Here is a 16,738-nt window from a genome sequence, read left to right as displayed (position 1 = left end):
CGCGCCCCGGCCGGCGCGGCCGTGCTGCGCGGCGACATCACCCGCGCGATCCGCAACGCGGTGATGAACGAGCTGGCCGAGGTGGGATATGGCCGGTTGTCCATCGAGGCGGTGGCCCGCCGCGCGGGCGTCGGGAAGACGGCGGTCTACCGTCGCTGGAGCAACAAGCTCGAAATGGTCCTCGAGATCGTTTCGGACGTGGCCGGGCGCTCCGTCCCGATGCCGGACACCGGCAGCTTCGCCGGTGACCTCCAGCTTCTCACGATGATCGTGAGCAAGGCGTTGCAGCATCGCATCGCTTCGCAGATCATCCCGGACCTGATGGCCGAGGCGGCCCGCACCCCGAAGATCGCCGAAACGCTTCAGGCCGCGTTGCACACGCACCAGCAGGCGGTCGGCGATCAACTGGTCGGCCAGGCGGTGGCCCGGGGTGAACTGCCCGCCGGCACCGATCCGGACGTCGCCGTCGACCTGATCCTGGGCCCGCTCTACTGGCGTCTCGCGGTGGCCCGGCGCCCCATCGACGACGAATACCTGGAACGGCTGACCGAGGCGCTGACCGCCGCCCTGCACGCGGGCCACTGAGCCGCCGGTCAACTCACCGCGGCGGTCACCGGCGGTGCGCTCAGCCGGGCCGACACCTCGGTGGCCGGCATCGGCCGGGCGAAGTGATAGCCCTGCGCCCGGCGGTATCCCATCTCGGTGAGCCGGGCGGCCTGGCGGGCTTCCTCCACACCCTCGGCGACCGCTTCGATGCCGAACGCGGCGGCCAACTGCACCACCGCGGCGGCGATCGCGTCCGGTCCGGGTACCGGCACGAAGGAGCGGTCCAGCTTGATCTGGTCGACCTGGAGATCGGCCAGCAGGCTGAGGGTAGAGGCGCCGGTGCCGAAGTCGTCCAGCGACAGACGCACTCCCATGGCCCGCAGGGCACGCAGGTTGTCCTGGGTGGCACCGCCGCCGACGGCCGTGGACTCGGTCACCTCGACGGTCAGCCGCTGCGCCGGGACGTCGTGATCGCGCAGCGCGGCGGCGACGTCGTCGGCGAACGAGGACTCCTGCAGTTGCCGGGGTGACGCGTTCACCGAGACCGTGGCCGGTGCCGCGACGCCGTACTCGGCGATCCAGGCCGCCATCTGACGCACCGCGGTGCGCAGCACCCAACGGCCCATCCCGACGATCACCCCGGTCTGCTCGGCGGCGGCGACGAATGCGCCCGGTCCCAGCAGGCCCCGCTCGGGATGCTGCCAGCGAACCAGCGCCTCGACGCCGGTGATCCGTCCCTCCGGGAGGGTGACCACGGGCTGGTAGTGCAGCACCAACTGCTCCTCGACGATGGCGGTGCGCAGGGCCGCTGCGAGCTCGTTGCGTTCGGCGCCGCGTGCCGTCATGCCGGCGTGGTAACGGCGGAAGGTTCCGCCGCCGGCCTGCTTGGCCTCATACATCGCGATGTCCGCGCGGCGCAGCAGATCGCCCGCGTCGCGGCAGCCGTCCGCCACCCCGAAGCTGGCCCGGACGCTGAGCAGATGGCCCTCGATCACCACCGGTTCGGCCAGCCGTCCGGCGAGCCGGTCCAGCACCCGGTCGATCTCCGAGGGCTCCACCTCGGCCAGCAGGATCGCGAACTCGTCACCGCCGAGCCGGGCGACGGTGTCCGCGAGCCGCAGGCTGTTGCGCATCCGCTCGGCCACCGTGGTCAGCAGCGCGTCACCGGCCCTGTGGCCGAGGTTGTCGTTCACGTGCTTGAAGTCGTCCAAGTCGACGAGCACGACGCTGACGCGCGGGTCCGCCGCGGTGCTGCCGCGCGGGTCCGCCGCGGCATCGCCGATGGCCGCATTCACCCGGTCGGCGAACAACGTCCGGTTGGCCAGGCCGGTCAGCGCGTCGTGGGTGGCCTCATAACTGAGCCGTTCCTGCACCTGCACGGTCTCGGTGATGTCCCGCGAGTTGCTCACCACACCGGCGATGCTCGGCACCTCCAGCATGTTCGCGCTGATGATCTCCAGCCACCGGTAGCTGCCGTCGGCGTGCATCAGGCGGGCGCGGTAGGTCTCGGTCGTGCCTGGCGCGGCGCAGACCGCCGCCACCCGCTCGGCGACCATCGCCCGGTCGTCCGGGTGCAGGCGGTGCGCGATGGTCGTGTCGCGCATGAGTTCCGGCTCGATGCCCAGCACGCGGTGCACCGCCGGGCTGACGTAACGGATCCGGCCGCCCGGGTCGGTGATGGTCACCACGTCGGTGGCGTTCTGCACCAGCGAGCGGAACCGCTCCTCCTCCCGTGCCACCTGGGCGAACAGCCGGTCGTTCTCCCAGAAGGCGATGACCTGCCGCAGCACCACCAGGCCGGTCACCGTCACCGCGGCGACGGCGACGGGAAACAGGTCGTCGCTTCCCCACCTGATCGCGTGCACCAGCAGCGCGCCCACCGCCGCGGCCACCAGGTACGGCAGCACGCTGTACCGCTTTCCGGAGCCGACCCGCCCGTGCGCGGCGGCAACCGCCTGGAGCCGGGCCGCCAGGCCGATCGCGAAGCCGCCCACCGGCACGGCGAACAACGCCACGTCCAGCTCCGGCCGGACCAGCAGCGGTTCGGCCATGGCGGAACTGAAGCCGCCCACCGCGAGCGCGGCGCCGAGAACCCGCAACGCGTCCGGGGACAGCACGGACGACCCGGTGACCGCGACCTTTGCGACCGCCAGCACGCCGACCAAGCCGACGACCATGAAGGCGACCCAGGCGATGTCTCCCACGTTGCCGGTTCGTGCCTGGGTGAACACCTCAACGCCGGCGAAGTACAGGAAGAACGTCGCGGTGCCCGCCACCAGGATGGCGCAGTCCAAGGCCAGCGCGATCTGCCGGGAGCGGGTGGCGCGTTCGATCGGCAGCGCCAGCAGTGACCACACCAGGAGCAGCAGCCCGACGGCCTGCGGGAGGCCGCTGTACACGGTCAGCCGGGACGTCATGCTGAGATCGGCGTTCAACGACTCGGCGACGTGTGTGGCGAGGGCCAACGCGAACACCACGTGCACGACACCGGCCCGGCGCCAGAAGCGGCGCGCGGCCGGTTGAACCGCCGGATCGCGGCCGGTACGCATGCACAGCGCCGCCGTGATCGCGGCGCACACCGGAGTCACGGCCCAGAGGATGACGATCGGTCCGTCCACCCCGGACAGCATCGCGGCGAGGAACCAGGCGACGCAGGCCACGGCGAGCCAGCCGGCGATGCGCAGCAGTCTGTCACCGCGCAGCAGTGGGTCGGTCACAGTGAGTCCCCTTCGGTGAACGACGGCGGCACACCGCGGTCAACGGCCGGGCGGAGCGGTGATCCGAGTTCCGCCATGTCCGGCGCGTACCGCAGGAATCCGCCGCCGTCGCGTCGCTTCGCCGCGTACATGGCCATGTCCGCCCGGTGCATCAGCCCGGCGGCGTCCTCGCCGGGCTGCCCGTCCGCGACGCCGAAGCTGGCTCGCACGCTGAGCAGCTCGTCCTCCACCTCGACCGGCACGAGCAGGGATTCCACGATGCGGTGCAACACCCGGTCCACGCCCTCCGGGGCCAGCCCGTCGAACAGAATGGCGAACTCGTCCCCGCCGAGCCGCGCGACCGTGTCCCCGGAGCGCACCGACCGGCGCATCCGCTCGGCCACCGCGACCAGCAGTGCGTCCCCGGCGGCATGGCCGCGAGTGTCGTTGACCACCTTGAAGTCGTCCAGGTCCACCAGGGCGACGCTGAGGTGGTGGCCGGGCCGGGGGTCACCGATGCTGCGCTCCACGCATCGCGCGAACAGTGCTCGGTTGGCCAGCCCGGTCAGCGCGTCGTGGGTCGCTTCGTGGCTGAGTCTCGCCTGAATGCGGCGGGTCTCGGTGACATCGCGGGCGTTGGTCACCCGCCCGCCGATGCTCGGCTCGTGCAGCAGGTTCGACGTGGTCAGCTCCAGCCAGCGCCACGACGTGTCGGCGTGTGCGAAGCGCACCTGGAATGTCGTCGACGCCCCCGGCGTCTGCATCACCAGTTCGACGGCGGCGCGGAAGGCCGGCAGGTCCTCGACGTGCACGAGCCGGCTGACGTCCGTGCCGACCACCTCCTCCGGCTGCCGGCCCAGCACCGTCGCGACGGCCGGACTGCAGTACCGCATGGTGCCGTCCGGCTCGGTGATGCTCACGATCTCGGCCGCGTTCTGCACCAGCAGGCGAAACCGCTGCTCTTGGGCGGCGATCCGGTCCAGCAGCACGGCGTTCTCCCGGAACGCGACGAGCTGCCGGACCACCACCAGGCCGATGAGCACGACGGCCGCCGCCGTCACCAGAGTGTGGTCGGGCGAATCGCGGACGCTGGTCCAGACCAGCAGCACGGCCACGGCGCCGGCGGCGGCGTACGGCACGATGCTGTACCGGCGGCGCGGCGCGGCGTCGGCGCTGCGGGTGCGGTCCACGGACTGGAAACGTGCGGACAGCGCGATGGCGAGAGAGGCGATCGGGTTGACGATCTCCAGGGAGTCCGCGCCGGAGCGGGTGGACAGCAGGATGCCGATGCCCGACCCGAGGCCGCCGACGGTGGCCGCGACGCAGTTCATGTACAGCGCGCGCGGAGGGACCGCCTGACGGCCGGAGAGGGCGGCCTTGGCGGCGAGAAAGACGCCCGCCAGGCCGGCGGCCATGATGGCGGCGGCGGAGGCGACGCCGCCGGTGCTCGGATGCACCGCCCGGTGCCCGGCGAAGTGCCACAGGAAGACGGCTGCGGCGATGGTCAGCACGGCGACGTCCAGCCACAGCGCGATCCGCTCCGAGCGGTTGCGCAGGCCCAGCGGCAACCGCAGCAGCGGCCAGCTCAGCAGCAGCGCGGACGCCCCGTGCAGGGCGTCCGCCACGGGATCGAGGGTGGTACCGGGGATGAGCGTGTCGATCAGCCGCAGCGTCAGCGAGACCGTCACGCCGGTCATGCCGGCCGCGGTGAAGCGCCAGAAGGACCGCGCGGCCGGGGCCGCGGAGGCGCGCATCGCGAGCATCGCGCCCAACGCGGCACCCAGTGGGACCGGAAGCCAGACCAGCGGGCCGGGCACGACCGGGCCACCGGCGAGGTTGACGCCGAACACCGCCACGCTGACCGCGGCCAGCGCGGCGGTCAGGCGCAGTGGCCAGCTATTCCAGAACTCCCGGTGCACGCTTGGACTATCGGTCGTGCGCGCACCGACGTGAGCTGCGTCAGGGTACCGCGTTGAGCAGATCCAGGACGCTGTGCTGGCACCCGTGCGCGGTCGGCACCATCGGGCCGGCCCAATGGCTGCCGTACGCGTCCAGCGCATCCCGGTTGTGCGCGACGTTGCTGTCGGCCTGCCGCCGCAGGTAGTCGTCGTAGGCACCGCCGACCGCGGTGTTGAGCACGCCCAGCCCGCGGATCGCCGCGCCCTTGAACGACGCGCCGTCGCCGGTGCAACTGTCGCTCTCGTTCGGCTCGCGCAGAATCCCGCCGGGGGAGAGGTAGGAGCTGTGCACCATGGCGTCGGCGATCCGCCGCGCGGTGGCGAGCGTGCTCGCGTCGCCGGTGAGCCGGTTGAGCTGGACCAGCGCGTTGATCAGCACACCCTGGTTGTACGTCCACGTCACGTCGCCGTTGTTGCGGCAACTGTTCATGTCGATGCCGTCGTTCACCAGGTCACCGGAATTGAGCATGCCGGTGCCACGGAACCAGTCCCAGCCCGCCTGGGCGCGTTGCCGGTAGGTGGCGTTGCCGCCCAGGCGTACCGAAAGCTCCGCGTTGAGCTGGATGTACAGGCTGTTTTCGATGGCGTTCTTGCCCGCCCGATCGGTCTTCCAATAGACGCCACCACCGCACCGGGTGTCCCAGTACGCGTACATGTGGTCGGCGTCCGCGCGGGCGGTGTCCAGATAGCGGCTGTCACCGGTCAGGTCATAGGCCGCGATCCACGCCAGGCCCCACCAGCCGGTGTCGTCCAGGAACTCGTTGCGGAACTGCCCGAGGCGGGCGCCCACGTTGCGGTCGTAGGTCTGCGCGACGGCGTACTCGTAACTGTGCATGCCGCTGCGCCGAATGTTGTCGATGATGCTGGTGAGGGCGTTGGCGCTGGTCCACCAGCCGGTGCCGCCGAACAGCCCGGTGCCGCGGTCGTAGCGCATCATCAGCGCGGTCGCCGCGGCGGTGCGCAGGTCCCAGGCGTTCCACGTGCTGCGTGCCCAGGCCGTGCAGACGATCTCCGGGCGATCCCCGGCCTTGCCGCAGGCACGGAGCGCGCCGACGCCGCGGGCGTTCCAGTCGTCGACGTTGAACATCGAGGTGCGCCAGCCGCCCGCGCCGGACGGAATCGCGGTGTCGCCGAGCCGGCTGCCGTCCGCCCAGGTCCGGCCGCCGTCGAAGGAACGGTCCAGCCACACCTCGTCGCCGGGTTGGCCGTCGTCGACCGTCGCCCAGGCCATCGCCGAGGTGTCGTCGACATGCATCGCGAAGCGGCGCCCGTACAGCGTGGTCGCGACCGGTTGCCGGTCGCCTCCGGCGAGCGCCGGGTCACGCCCGTCGCAGTAGCGGTTGCAGATGGTGGTGGCCGCTGCGGCCGGGCCGGCAAATGCCGGCGTGCCGAGCGCCAGGGCGCTCACGAGCAGAACCCGACCGGCGGTGCGGCGGAGACCGGAGGGGCGTGCGGCGGAAATGAACACCCTGTTAACAGATCAAACTCATCGCAGTTCGTCAATGAATTTGGTCGGTTCCGCAACTCGTCTGCTCCCCGGAAATCACTTCGCCGCACGCCGCACCCGCCGATACCCAGGGCCTACGCCAGAGCGTCCCCGGGAGCCCCCATTGCCGACGTACCTCGGTCCGCGTATCGACGCCACCATCCTCGGCACCGCATCGCTGCTCGCGTTGGCGGCCGGCGACGCGCGCGGAACCGCCCCGGAACGGTTCACCTACGCGTCCGCCGTGAGTGTTCAGCACTCCCTGGTCGGCCGATGGGAGAGCGCCGACCACGCGGTGCGGCTGCATCTGCGAGCCGACGAGACGTACGAATGCCGGGTGGCCGGCCGCGACCAGATCGCGCGGGGCACCTATCGCGTGGACAGCAACCGCATCGTGCTGCGCGACGACTCCGGCCTGACCACCCCGGCCACCCGGGTCGACGACGGGGCCCTCGACATGGCCGGTCACCGGCTGTACCGCTGACCAGCGACACCGCCCGGAACAAGCAGCGGCCCGTAACAAGCGGCGGCTCAGATCCTGGGCGGCTCGGATTCCGGGTGGCTCGGATTGCGGGTGGCTCGGATTGCGGGTGGCTCAGATTCCGGGCGCGGTGGCCGATCGGCCTACCGACGGCACGACGACGGGAGGCGCATGCGGTTCCGGACGGTGAGTGGCGCGCTGCTTGTCGCGGCTGCGGCGGCTCTCGGCGGCTGCGGCGGGCTCGGCGCGAGCGCCACACCCACCGCGACCCCGTCCGCGGCGCCCGGTCCGGGCGGATCCGGATGGATGGTGCTCGCCTCCGGGTCCGCGACGCCCAGCCCGGTGGTGACCTATACCGGCACCCGGCCGCCGGTGCTTCCGTCGGTCTCGTTCCTCGCCACACCCAGCGGCGATCCGTGCCCGGCAACACAGTGGACGGTCGACCCGGTGGAGATCCCGCTGACCGTGACGACCGGCACCGGGTCGCTGACGATAAGCTGGCCGCGGCAGGCCACCGCCACGTCGTACCGCGTCGCCGCCATCCCGCAACGGTTGATCTCCGGCGCCCAGCCCGACTACACCTGGCAGGATGTCACCCCCGGCACCGGGTGCACGGTGACTGCCACGATCGCCGGCCTGCAGTCCGGAGCGCCGTACGTGGTGTGGCTGGACGCTCCGAACGCGGGTCACCAGTGGGACGGCTCCCGTCACCCGTACAGCGGGAAGTCCGGCGTCGTCCGCCCGAACTGATCGCAGCGCCCGCGAGTTACGACAGGCTCGCCATGACGAGGCGCAGAAACGGCTCCGAGTCGGCCCAGTCCGGCTCGGCGGTGGACCACTCGACCAGGTAGGCCCGCCCGGACCCGAGGGACAGCAGCAATCGCCGCTCGTGCCGCACCGCGCCGCCGTCCGGCCGCCATGTGTACTCCCACGCGGCGCCACCCTCCTTGGCGTCGACCGGTCCGAGGTCGAGCCGTCGATAGCCGGGCAACGTCTGGTCGCCGAGCGCGGCGGCCTCGGCTTGCCGCCAGTGCTCGACCGGGGACTCGACCAGGCGGGCACTGGTGTCCACGACGAGCGTGCGGCTGCTGTCCGGGTCGCGGAAGCAGGTGCGGGTGCCCGACACGGCCTCGGTCCAGCCGCGCGGTACGGCCACGGTCAAGCCGTCCGTTCCGGTGTGCCACAACCAGCCGTCCGGAAGGGCGTACGGCTGAGGCTGCGAAGCGGGACGCACCGACGCGGCCAGGTCGGCACGGCATGACGGATCCACCACCGTGGTGTCGGGCGCCGGCGCGCTCGTGCCGGATCCTGCGCCGGACCCTGCGGTGGTGGCCGCGGCGACCGGTGTCGGCGCGTCCGCGTCGTCCCGGCCGGACCGGGTGGCCACCGCCACGGCGGCGACGGCGGCAAGCGCCGCGAGCGTGAGACCGGCCGCCACCCGTACGCCGGACTTGGTCCCCGGATCGTCTGCCGGCCCCGCCTCGGGGGCTGTCGGCGGCACGGGAGGAGGCGGCGGCGACGGCACCGGGACACGCGCGACGACGGAGGTCTGCGGGGTCGTCTCGGTGTCCGGTGATGCTCTCGGTTCCGGCTGCTCGACGGCCATACGCAACAGCGCCGCGGCTCGTTCCGCGGCTGCCTCGGCCGGGTCGGCCTCAGCGGTCGGGTTGCCGTGCCCGGCCGGGCCGGTCTCGGCGGTGGGTGTCGCCGTGCCGGCCCCCCGGAGAACCTCGATCGCCTGCCCGAGTGGTGCACCGGCCGCCTCGGTCGCCGGCACGCTCGCGGCGGCGTCGCGCAGCGTGCTGCCCAGCGACCGCAGGTCGTCCGAGCCGGTCGCGCCCTGGTCGGCGGTCACGCCCAGCCCGGTGAGCATCGTCCGGCCGTCCGTGGTGAGCATGAGGGCGTCGGCGGAGACCCGGCCGTGCCGGACGCCCGCGGCATGCGCCGCGCGCAGGGCTTGCAGCGCGGCCAGCCCGATCTCGGCCGTCCGGCGGGACGACAGCCGACCCGCGGCGTCGACCTCCTGACGCAGCGTCCGGGCGGGCACGTGTTCGGTGATGATCCAGGATCGGCCGGGCTGCCAGACCACGTCCAGAACGCCGAGCACCCCCGGGTGGTGGACGGCGGCGGCCTGGCGCGCGGCACCCATCGTGCGCAACTGGTCGTCGAGCGGCTCGGCAACGCCGGCGCCGTTGCCGGTCGGCGTCGCGGTCACCGGCTTGTCGAGCAGTTCGTCGTGCGCCAGCCACCCGCCGGGAACCGGCTCCACGAGTCGGTAGCGGCCACTGATCACGTCACCGGTTGCGGCGCGCGTGACGGGCGTGTCTGGCATCTCGGGCCGTACCTTCCTTCTCGATAGGTGTCGACCCCCGGCGACGCCTGCGTGCGAAATTCGGCGCGCCATCGCCCGTGGACGGGCCGCTCCGCCTCATTATTTGCCGGTGTCTCCCCCGGTCAAACCGATGTTTCCGCAGGTCAAAGGCATGGGACGGATGGGTTGAGACAGGTCGGAACGTCGCGTACCGCCCACGCGCCGCCCGCACCGGCGCCGACGGTGGGACCCGGCCGTACCTCGGCCCGCTGGGAGTGCCATAAGTGTGTTTCAGGTGCTTTGTCGCATCCACTGTGGACCATTGATGCGCCGGGGGAACTCCGTGGGCGCAAAATCGCCGTCGATTGCCCGGAGATGTCGCGCATAAACGTGCAATGCAGGCATGAGTACCGCGGATCCGGGGAGGCTCTGCTCCGCTTATCTGAAAGAAGCTCAGACCGTTTAGCCTCTTTCGACCCGGCGATCATCCTCGCCGTAGAGCGACCGATCTAGCACGCTCTGTCGAACAATTTCGACTCGGTATCCCCAGTTCGTACGACCGGCTCAGCCGTTAAGGCGGAAAACCAGCTCAGCAGGCTCACACATCAATGAGATGGCTATATGGTGAGCGGCGCCGCCGAGAACCGGTGCCGGAGGTTCCCTCGCCACCGCCTCCGCCCCCCAGCCAAAAAACGAGGACGGACACGTGTCGATCTCACGCCGCGGCTTGACCGCCGCCGGCCTTGCCGTAGCCGTAGTCGGCTCCATGGGTGTCGCCTGGACCTTCAACGCCGGAGCGGAAGAGATTCCCGCGTCGGCCAGGACGGCCACCACTGCGGACGGAACCACCGCCACTGTGGACGACAAGACGGTGGACGACAAGACGGTGGACGACAAGGCCGCGGACAGGGCCCGCGACGAGACGGATGCGGACGAGTCGGCTGTGGACGACGGGCCTGCGGACGGGACGGCCGCCGCGGAGTCCACGCCGCCGGCGAAGCTTCCGTGGGGCGCCCGACCGCGGCGTATGAAGATCGCCCGCGCCGGTGCCAGCAGTGCGGCGGTTGCCGCCGCCGGCGCCGACGGGGCCCGCGCGGACACCAGCGGATCGCGCGTCGCGGCGCCGGAGTACTCGCCGAAGGGCTACACCTCCCGCTTCGGCACCCTGGGCCGGACCAAGACGACGGTCCAGCCGCCCGCCCCGCCGGTGTCCGGTTTGCTCAACGAGCCGACCACCAACGCTGCCACCTCGGTCAACTTCTTCTACTCCTCGGGTTCGCAATACGCGCCGTCCGACGGGACGTACGCGAACCTGGTGATCGGCAGGCCGTTCCTGGCGCGGGAGGACTACCACACGCTCGCCGAGATCGCGGTGCAGTCGGCCGACGGCAAGCAGATCGTCGAGGTGGGCTGGAACGTCGACCGTTCGGTGAACGGCGACGAGGACCCGCACCTGTTCGTCTACCACTGGGTGGATCGTCAGGAGACCTGCTACAACGGCTGCGGTTTCGTCCAGTACAGCACCACCTTCAAGCCGGGCGACACGTTGCCCACCGGTGTCTCGAAGCGTTTCGGGGTTCAGTACTTCAACGGCGCCTGGTGGATCGCGTACGACTCGGAATGGATCGGATACTTCCCCGGCGGTCTGTGGGGCGGCAAGTACGACAAGTCCGGCCTCATCCAGTGGTTCGGTGAGGTCGCCGCTTCCTCCACGAAGCCGTGCACGGACATGGGTACCGGCGCGCCGGCGGGCAGCGAGGACGCCGCCCGCGTCGGCAGTGTCTCGCTGATCAACGGTCCGGACGCCAAGATGAACGTCAAGGCGACCGCCAGCGAGTACTACGGCGTGAACCCGCTCAGTGACCGCACCATGCGGTACGGCGGTGCGGGCGCCTGCTGAGACGCCCGCGGTAGTCCGATACCCCGGTCCCCGGCGAGGGGGGATCGGGGTATCGCCGTATTCGCCGGATTCGGTCCGGCACCCTGTCGAACCTCTTTCAGACGCGCGGTGTACAACCAGACGTGGCCGTCGAGGAGGGGACCGGGCGCCGATGAAAAAACGGGTGAGCTCGGACGAGCAGCTAATGACCGCGCTCTACACGGAGCACTATGCGGTTCTGCTCAGCTTCATCTCCCGATATGTGCGGGATCGGCACAAGGCCGAGGATCTCGTCCAGGAGACGTTGCTGCGTGCGTGGAAGCACATCGATCATCTGGACACCGAACCCGGGCGAACCCGGTCCTACCTGCTGACCATCGCCCGTAACGTGGTCACCAACGCGTGGCGGGCCGAGCAGCGCCGGCCGCACCTGGTGGCTGATGAGGCGGCGGTGAACGCAGTGCCCGCGACGGACAACGTCGACCGGATGGTCGAGGGCTGGCTGGTGGCCGAGGCCCTGCAACGGCTGTCCGCCGATCATCAGGCGGTGGTCCGCGCGATGTACTTCGAAGGGCGCAGCGTCGCCGACGCCGCCCGGAAGCTGTCCGTGCCGGAGGGAACGGTGAAGTCGCGCGCCTATTACGCGGTGCGCGCGTTGCGCACCGCGTTCGAGGAAATGGGGGTGCTGCGGTGAGCGACGAACACGATGAGCTGCGTCGTCTCTTCGGCGGCTACCTCCTGGGTGGCCTGGACGAGGCGGACACCGATCGTCTGGACGCGCACCTGGGAACGTGCGATAGCTGCCGGTTGGAGCTGGACCGACTGGCGCCGGTGCCGGAGATGTTGCGGCAGCTTCCGGAGGCGCAGCGCGCCGATGCGCCGGACGCGCCGGCCTCGGTGAATCTGGCCGCCCGGCCGTCCCCGCAGCGCATCGAGGAGATGCTCGGCAAGATGCGGGCGCAGCGTACGCGGGAACGTCGCCTGGCGGGTGTGCGCTGGCTCGCCGCCGCCGCGGTGGTGTTGATCGCGGCGCTGATCGGCTTCAGCGTGATCACCAGCGATCGTGGCGGTCGGCCGCCGCAGGTGTTGCCGAGCCCACAGCTCGTCACCGCCCAGTTCGAGTCGGAGGAGGGCAGCGGTCTCACCGGCGAGGCCGTACTCACTCCCAAAACCTGGGGCGTGTCGATTGCGCTGGACGTCTCCCGGCTGGAAGGCGCCGGGCCGTTCGTCTGCCAGGTGCACGGTGGCGGGGGCCAGGTCGAGCAGGCGGCGGTCTGGGGAACCACCCCGGACGGCGACGTGAAGGTGATCGGCGCGAGTTCGATGCAGCTCGCCTCGGTCAGCTCGATCACCGTGTCGGATCGCAACGGCCGGGTGCTGGGCGAGGCACACGTCAGCTAGGCGGCGTCGCCGGCACGCCGATGAGCCGTGGATCAGTGCGCCGCCGGTCGCTGGGCCACCGGCAGCGAGCATGCCGCCGTGCCGCCCGGCAGCAGGTGGCGATGATCCGCGATCCAGCGGTATGCCGGCCACGCCGCCAGCCGGACCGGGCCGAATCGCAGCGCCCGTCCGGGCACCGTCCAGAGCCGTCCGGCGTCTTGCAGCAGCAGCGCGATGGCGTCCGGCCCGGAGGCCACCGTGCCGTCCGGGCCGACCCACTGCACCGCCTCCTCGACCTGAGCCATGCTCAAGCCGAGGTCGTCCAGGTCGGCGAACTGCCACGGCACGACCGTGGCCGGTGACGGGATGCGCCGCTCGATGAAGCGGGCGCACGAGCTGCAGAACGCGCAGTCGCCGTCGTAGACGAAAACCGGTTGTCTCACCCGCACATCATCTCAGGTCACCCGGCGCAACTTGCCCAGGTAGGTCTGTGCGACCACCACCACGGCGAGAAAGGCCCCGCTGATCACCTGCTGATAGCTGGAGTTCAGGTTCCCCACCTGATTGATCATGTTTTGGATGACGCCCAGGAGCAGCACGCCGGCGATGGTTCCGGCGATGGTTCCGGCCCCGCCGGTGAGCAGCGTCCCACCGATGACCACGGCGGCGATGGCGTCCAGCTCCATGCCTGTGCCGAGGACCGTGACGCCGGATCCGAGCTTTGCCGCGTTGATCGCCCCGGCCAGCCCGGCCAGCACCCCGCTCATCACGTAGACCCAGACCTTGGTGCGGCGTACCGCCACGCCCATCAGGCTTGCCGCGTCCTCGCTGCCGCCGATCGCGTACACCGCGTGCCCGAACCGGGTGCGGGACAGCACCACGATGCCGATCAGCACCAGGACGGCGACGAGCCAGACCGGGTAGCCGATGCGCAGGAACGAACCGCTGCCCAACCGGTGGAAGGCGTCGCTGCGGACCAGGTAGGTGGTGGAACCCTCGCTGCTGAGCGCCCGCATCAGGCCACGGGCACCGAGGAGAGCAGCGAGGGTGACGATGAACGGTGCCATCCGGGTGTGAGCGATCAGCACCCCGTTGAGTAGTCCGATCGCACCGCAGATCAGCAGCGGCGCCAGCAGGGCGGCGATCAGGCCCCAGCGGGAGGCGTACGCCGCCACCACGCCGCCGAGCACGAACTGCGAACCCACCGACAGGTCGATTCCGCCCGTGATGATCACGAAGGTCATGCCCAACGCGATGAGCATCGGCGGGGCGGCCGCGACCAGGATGGTGGCGGTGTTGGCATAGCTGCGGAAGTTCGGGAACACGGCGGCGGCGATGATCACCACGGCGAGCAGCACGGCCAGCGCGCCCTGCCGCTGGACGTGGCCGACGATGCGGTCGGTGCGTTCCGCCCGGCGCGTCTCATCCGCGACGATCTTGCCGGGGACCTCCGGTTCCGCGACGACACCCTGGGTCATCGGGTCTTCCTCTCTCGGGCCACGTACACGGCGATGAGGATGATGACTGCCTGCACCATCTCGGTCGTGGACGGTTGCAGGTTGTGTTTGATCATGGTGGCGACGACCAACTGCATCAACAGCGCGCCCGCCACCGTGCCGAGCACCCGCACCCTGCCGCCGGTGAGCGGCGTGCCGCCGACCACCACCGCGGTGATCGCGGACAGCTCGATGAGCAGGCCGACCGCCGAGGCGTCGCTGGACTGGATGCGCGCCACCGCGAGGAGGCCGGCGATCGAGGCGAGCACCGAGCAGGTCACGTAGACGGCGATCAGGACCCGCTGCACGGGCAGGCCGGCCAGTTCCGCGGAGGCACGGTTCCCGCCGATCGCCAGCAGGCGGCGCCCGAAGACGGTGCGGCGCACCACGAAGGCCACGATCAGCACCAGGACGGCGGCGATCCACACCAGCACCGGAAGCCCGAACAGGTCACCGGAGCCGAGGAAGATCAGGTTGTCGTTGCGGACGTCCTTGAGCTGTCCGCCGGAGATCACCAGCGCCAGCCCCCGTCCGCCGACGAACAGCGCCAGTGTCGCCACGATGGGTTGCAAGCCGACGCGGGCGACAAGCGTGCCGTTGACCAGCCCGACGCCGAGCCCGGCGAGCAGGGAGACCAGGATCGCGCCGACGACCCCGTACCCGAGGTAGAGCGGAATCAGCGAGGCGGCCAGCGCCATCACCGAACCCACCGACAGGTCGATGCCCTCGGTGCCGATCACCAGTGCCATGCCCAGTGCCACGATCACGATCGGTGCCACCTGGATGAGCTGGATGCGCAGGTTGCTCCAGGTCAGGAAGTACGGCGTGAAGAAGATGTTGTACAGCACCAGCAGCACGATTGCCACGTAGACGCCGTACGCCGGAAGCCAGGCCCGGACGCGGGCCATGTCGATGCCGGCGCGGGCGGTCAGGGCCTCACTGCTCATCTTTGTCCTCCGGTGCAGCCGCCGCGATGGTGGCGAGCAGATCCTCGGTGGTCACCTCGGCGCCGGTGAGCATGCCGACCACGACACCGTCGCGCAGCACGACCACGCGGTGGGCGCCCTCGATCAGTTCCTCGGCGTCCGAGGAGACCAGCACCACGCCGAGCCCTTCGGCGGCCAACTCGTCGATCAGCGTCTGCACCTCGACCTTGGCGCCGACGTCGATGCCGCGGGTGGGTTCGTCCAGCAGCAGCACCTTGGGCTGGGTGGCCAGCAGCCGGGCCAACAGCACCTTCTGCTGGTTGCCGCCGGAGAGGTCACCGACGGCCTGGTGCGGGCTGGACGCCTTGATACGCAGCCGCTTCATGTAGACGTCGACGATCTCGTCGATCTTGGCGTCGCTGACCAATCCCATCCGCGCCATGCGCGGAAGCACGGCCAGGGCGATGTTCTCCCGTACCGACAATCCGGCCACGATGCCTTCGGCCTTGCGGTCCTCGGGCTGGATCGCGATGCCCGCCTTGACCGCCTGCACGGTGCTGTGTCGTTTCAGATGCCGGCCGTCGACCTCGATCTCGCCGCCGTCCAGCGGGTAGGCCCCGCCCACCGCCTTGATCGTCTCGCTGCGCCCGGCGCCCAGCAGGCCGCCCAGGCCGACCACCTCGCCCGGCTTCACGTCGAAGCTGATGTCGTGCAGCTTGTGCCGGCTGCGCAGGTTGGTCGCCCGCAGCACGGGCGCCCCGCCGGTGCCCTCGTGCTGGTCGGCCTCGAAGGCGGTGGCGCCCTCCTTGCGCACCTGGGAGGCGTCCCGGCCGAGCATCAGCGAGACCAGGCGCAGCCGTTCCAGTTCGGCCAACTGCCCGGTGTGCACCAGGCGGCCGTCGCGCAGGATCGTGACCGCGTCGCAGATCTGGTAGAGCTCGTCCAACCGGTGGCTGACGTAGATGATGCCGATGCCGCGGGCGTGCAGGTCGCGGATGACGCCGAAGAGCGTCTCCACCTCGCGCGGCTCCAGCGACGAGGTCGGTTCGTCCATGATGACCACGCGTGCGTCGATCATGACCGCCCGGGCCAGCGCGACCATCTGTTGCGCGCCGAGGGCCAGCGTGCCCAGTTGGCGACGCACGTCGGTGGTGACGCCGTACGGGCCGAGGATCTCGGCCGCTTCCCGGTTCATCCGGTTCTCGTCCAGCAGACCGAACCGGTTGCGTGGTTCCCGGCCGAGGAAGAGGTTGTGCGCCACACTCATCAGCGGAACCAGGTTGACCTCCTGATAGATCGTGGAGATCCCGGACCGCTGGGCGTCCATCGGGGTGGCGAACGAGACCGGCTCGTCGCAGTATCGCAACTCTCCGCCGTCCGGTTGGTAGACGCCGGTGAGCACCTTGATCAGGGTTGATTTGCCGGCGCCGTTCTCGCCCACCAGGGCGTGCACCTCGCCTGGCTGGAGGGTGAATGAGACGTCGTCCAGGGCGCGCACGCCCGGGAACACCTTGGAAACATTGACGACTTCTAGCAGCGCCATGAACGCATTCACTCACTACTCAACATATTCCGTCAA

The 16,738-nt window shown here is 70.6% G+C and carries 14 protein-coding genes; 6 read left to right on the top strand and 8 right to left on the bottom strand.

What is annotated here, in order from left to right; genetic code table 11:
- Positions 1-21: 21 nt before the first annotated feature.
- Positions 22-585: a TetR/AcrR family transcriptional regulator gene (locus IEY73_RS17790; protein ID WP_189080408.1), complete on the top strand. Its 564-nt coding sequence runs from the start codon at positions 22-24 to the stop codon at positions 583-585.
- Between the two features lie 8 nt (positions 586-593).
- Here IEY73_RS17790 and IEY73_RS17785 read toward each other — a convergent pair whose 3' ends face one another.
- From IEY73_RS17785 to IEY73_RS17775, 3 genes are read right to left on the bottom strand one after another with little or no spacing between them, the layout of a single operon-like run.
- Positions 594-3,263, bottom strand: coding sequence for a putative bifunctional diguanylate cyclase/phosphodiesterase (locus IEY73_RS17785; protein ID WP_189080352.1), 2,670 nt, complete (start codon positions 3,261-3,263; stop codon positions 594-596).
- Entirely contained in the window at positions 3,260-5,161 is a 1,902-nt protein-coding gene (locus tag IEY73_RS17780) for a sensor domain-containing diguanylate cyclase (protein WP_189080351.1), read from the bottom strand. Before IEY73_RS17780 ends, IEY73_RS17785 begins: the two co-directional genes overlap by 4 nt.
- Positions 5,162-5,201: 40 nt before the next feature.
- A complete protein-coding gene (locus IEY73_RS17775) occupies positions 5,202-6,608 on the bottom strand; it encodes a glycoside hydrolase family 76 protein (RefSeq protein WP_229715920.1) in 1,407 nt (468 codons plus the stop codon).
- Between the two features lie 202 nt (positions 6,609-6,810).
- Here IEY73_RS17775 and IEY73_RS17770 point away from each other — a divergent pair, with 202 nt between their 5' ends.
- The gene (locus IEY73_RS17770; RefSeq protein ID WP_189080350.1) at positions 6,811-7,170 is read left to right on the top strand and encodes an Atu4866 domain-containing protein; all 360 of its coding nucleotides are present in this window, start codon (positions 6,811-6,813) and stop codon (positions 7,168-7,170) included.
- A 168-nt stretch (positions 7,171-7,338) separates the two neighbouring features.
- On the top strand, positions 7,339-7,917 hold the full coding sequence (locus IEY73_RS17765; protein ID WP_189080349.1) for a hypothetical protein: 579 nt from the start codon (positions 7,339-7,341) through the stop codon (positions 7,915-7,917).
- 16 nt (positions 7,918-7,933) lie between these two features.
- On the opposite strand, the gene IEY73_RS17760 is transcribed toward IEY73_RS17765, so the two are convergent.
- A complete protein-coding gene (locus IEY73_RS17760; RefSeq protein WP_189080348.1) occupies positions 7,934-9,499 on the bottom strand; it encodes a serine/threonine kinase C-terminal domain-containing protein in 1,566 nt (521 codons plus the stop codon).
- A 685-nt stretch (positions 9,500-10,184) separates the two neighbouring features.
- Here IEY73_RS17760 and IEY73_RS17755 point away from each other — a divergent pair.
- The 3 genes from IEY73_RS17755 (at position 10,185) to IEY73_RS17745 (ending at position 12,758) form a co-directional block, all read left to right on the top strand.
- The gene (locus tag IEY73_RS17755) at positions 10,185-11,378 is read left to right on the top strand and encodes a neprosin family prolyl endopeptidase (protein ID WP_189080347.1); all 1,194 of its coding nucleotides are present in this window, start codon (positions 10,185-10,187) and stop codon (positions 11,376-11,378) included.
- A 151-nt stretch (positions 11,379-11,529) separates the two neighbouring features.
- Complete coding sequence (locus IEY73_RS17750) at positions 11,530-12,051, top strand: sigma-70 family RNA polymerase sigma factor (RefSeq protein ID WP_189080346.1); 522 nt, start codon at positions 11,530-11,532, stop codon at positions 12,049-12,051.
- Positions 12,048-12,758 (top strand): zf-HC2 domain-containing protein, encoded by a 711-nt coding sequence (locus tag IEY73_RS17745; RefSeq protein ID WP_189080345.1) that lies wholly within the window; start codon positions 12,048-12,050, stop codon positions 12,756-12,758. Before IEY73_RS17750 ends, IEY73_RS17745 begins: the two co-directional genes overlap by 4 nt.
- Before the next feature lie 32 nt (positions 12,759-12,790).
- On the opposite strand, the gene IEY73_RS17740 is transcribed toward IEY73_RS17745, so the two are convergent.
- From IEY73_RS17740 to IEY73_RS17725, 4 genes are read right to left on the bottom strand one after another with little or no spacing between them, the layout of a single operon-like run.
- Complete coding sequence (locus tag IEY73_RS17740; RefSeq protein WP_189080344.1) at positions 12,791-13,180, bottom strand: thiol-disulfide oxidoreductase DCC family protein; 390 nt, start codon at positions 13,178-13,180, stop codon at positions 12,791-12,793.
- Positions 13,181-13,192: 12 nt separating this feature from the next.
- Complete coding sequence (locus IEY73_RS17735; RefSeq protein ID WP_189080343.1) at positions 13,193-14,215, bottom strand: ABC transporter permease; 1,023 nt, start codon at positions 14,213-14,215, stop codon at positions 13,193-13,195.
- On the bottom strand, positions 14,212-15,180 hold the full coding sequence (locus IEY73_RS17730; protein ID WP_189080342.1) for an ABC transporter permease: 969 nt from the start codon (positions 15,178-15,180) through the stop codon (positions 14,212-14,214). The genes IEY73_RS17735 and IEY73_RS17730 overlap by 4 nt, the downstream gene beginning before the upstream one ends.
- On the bottom strand, positions 15,170-16,702 hold the full coding sequence (locus IEY73_RS17725) for a sugar ABC transporter ATP-binding protein (protein WP_189080341.1): 1,533 nt from the start codon (positions 16,700-16,702) through the stop codon (positions 15,170-15,172). Before IEY73_RS17725 ends, IEY73_RS17730 begins: the two co-directional genes overlap by 11 nt.
- Between the last annotated feature and the right edge of the window lie 36 nt (positions 16,703-16,738).

It is taken from the genome of Mangrovihabitans endophyticus, from assembly GCF_014646155.1.
GTDB lineage: Bacteria > Actinomycetota > Actinomycetes > Mycobacteriales > Micromonosporaceae > Actinoplanes > Actinoplanes endophyticus.
This window is presented reverse-complemented; position numbering and strand designations above follow the sequence as displayed.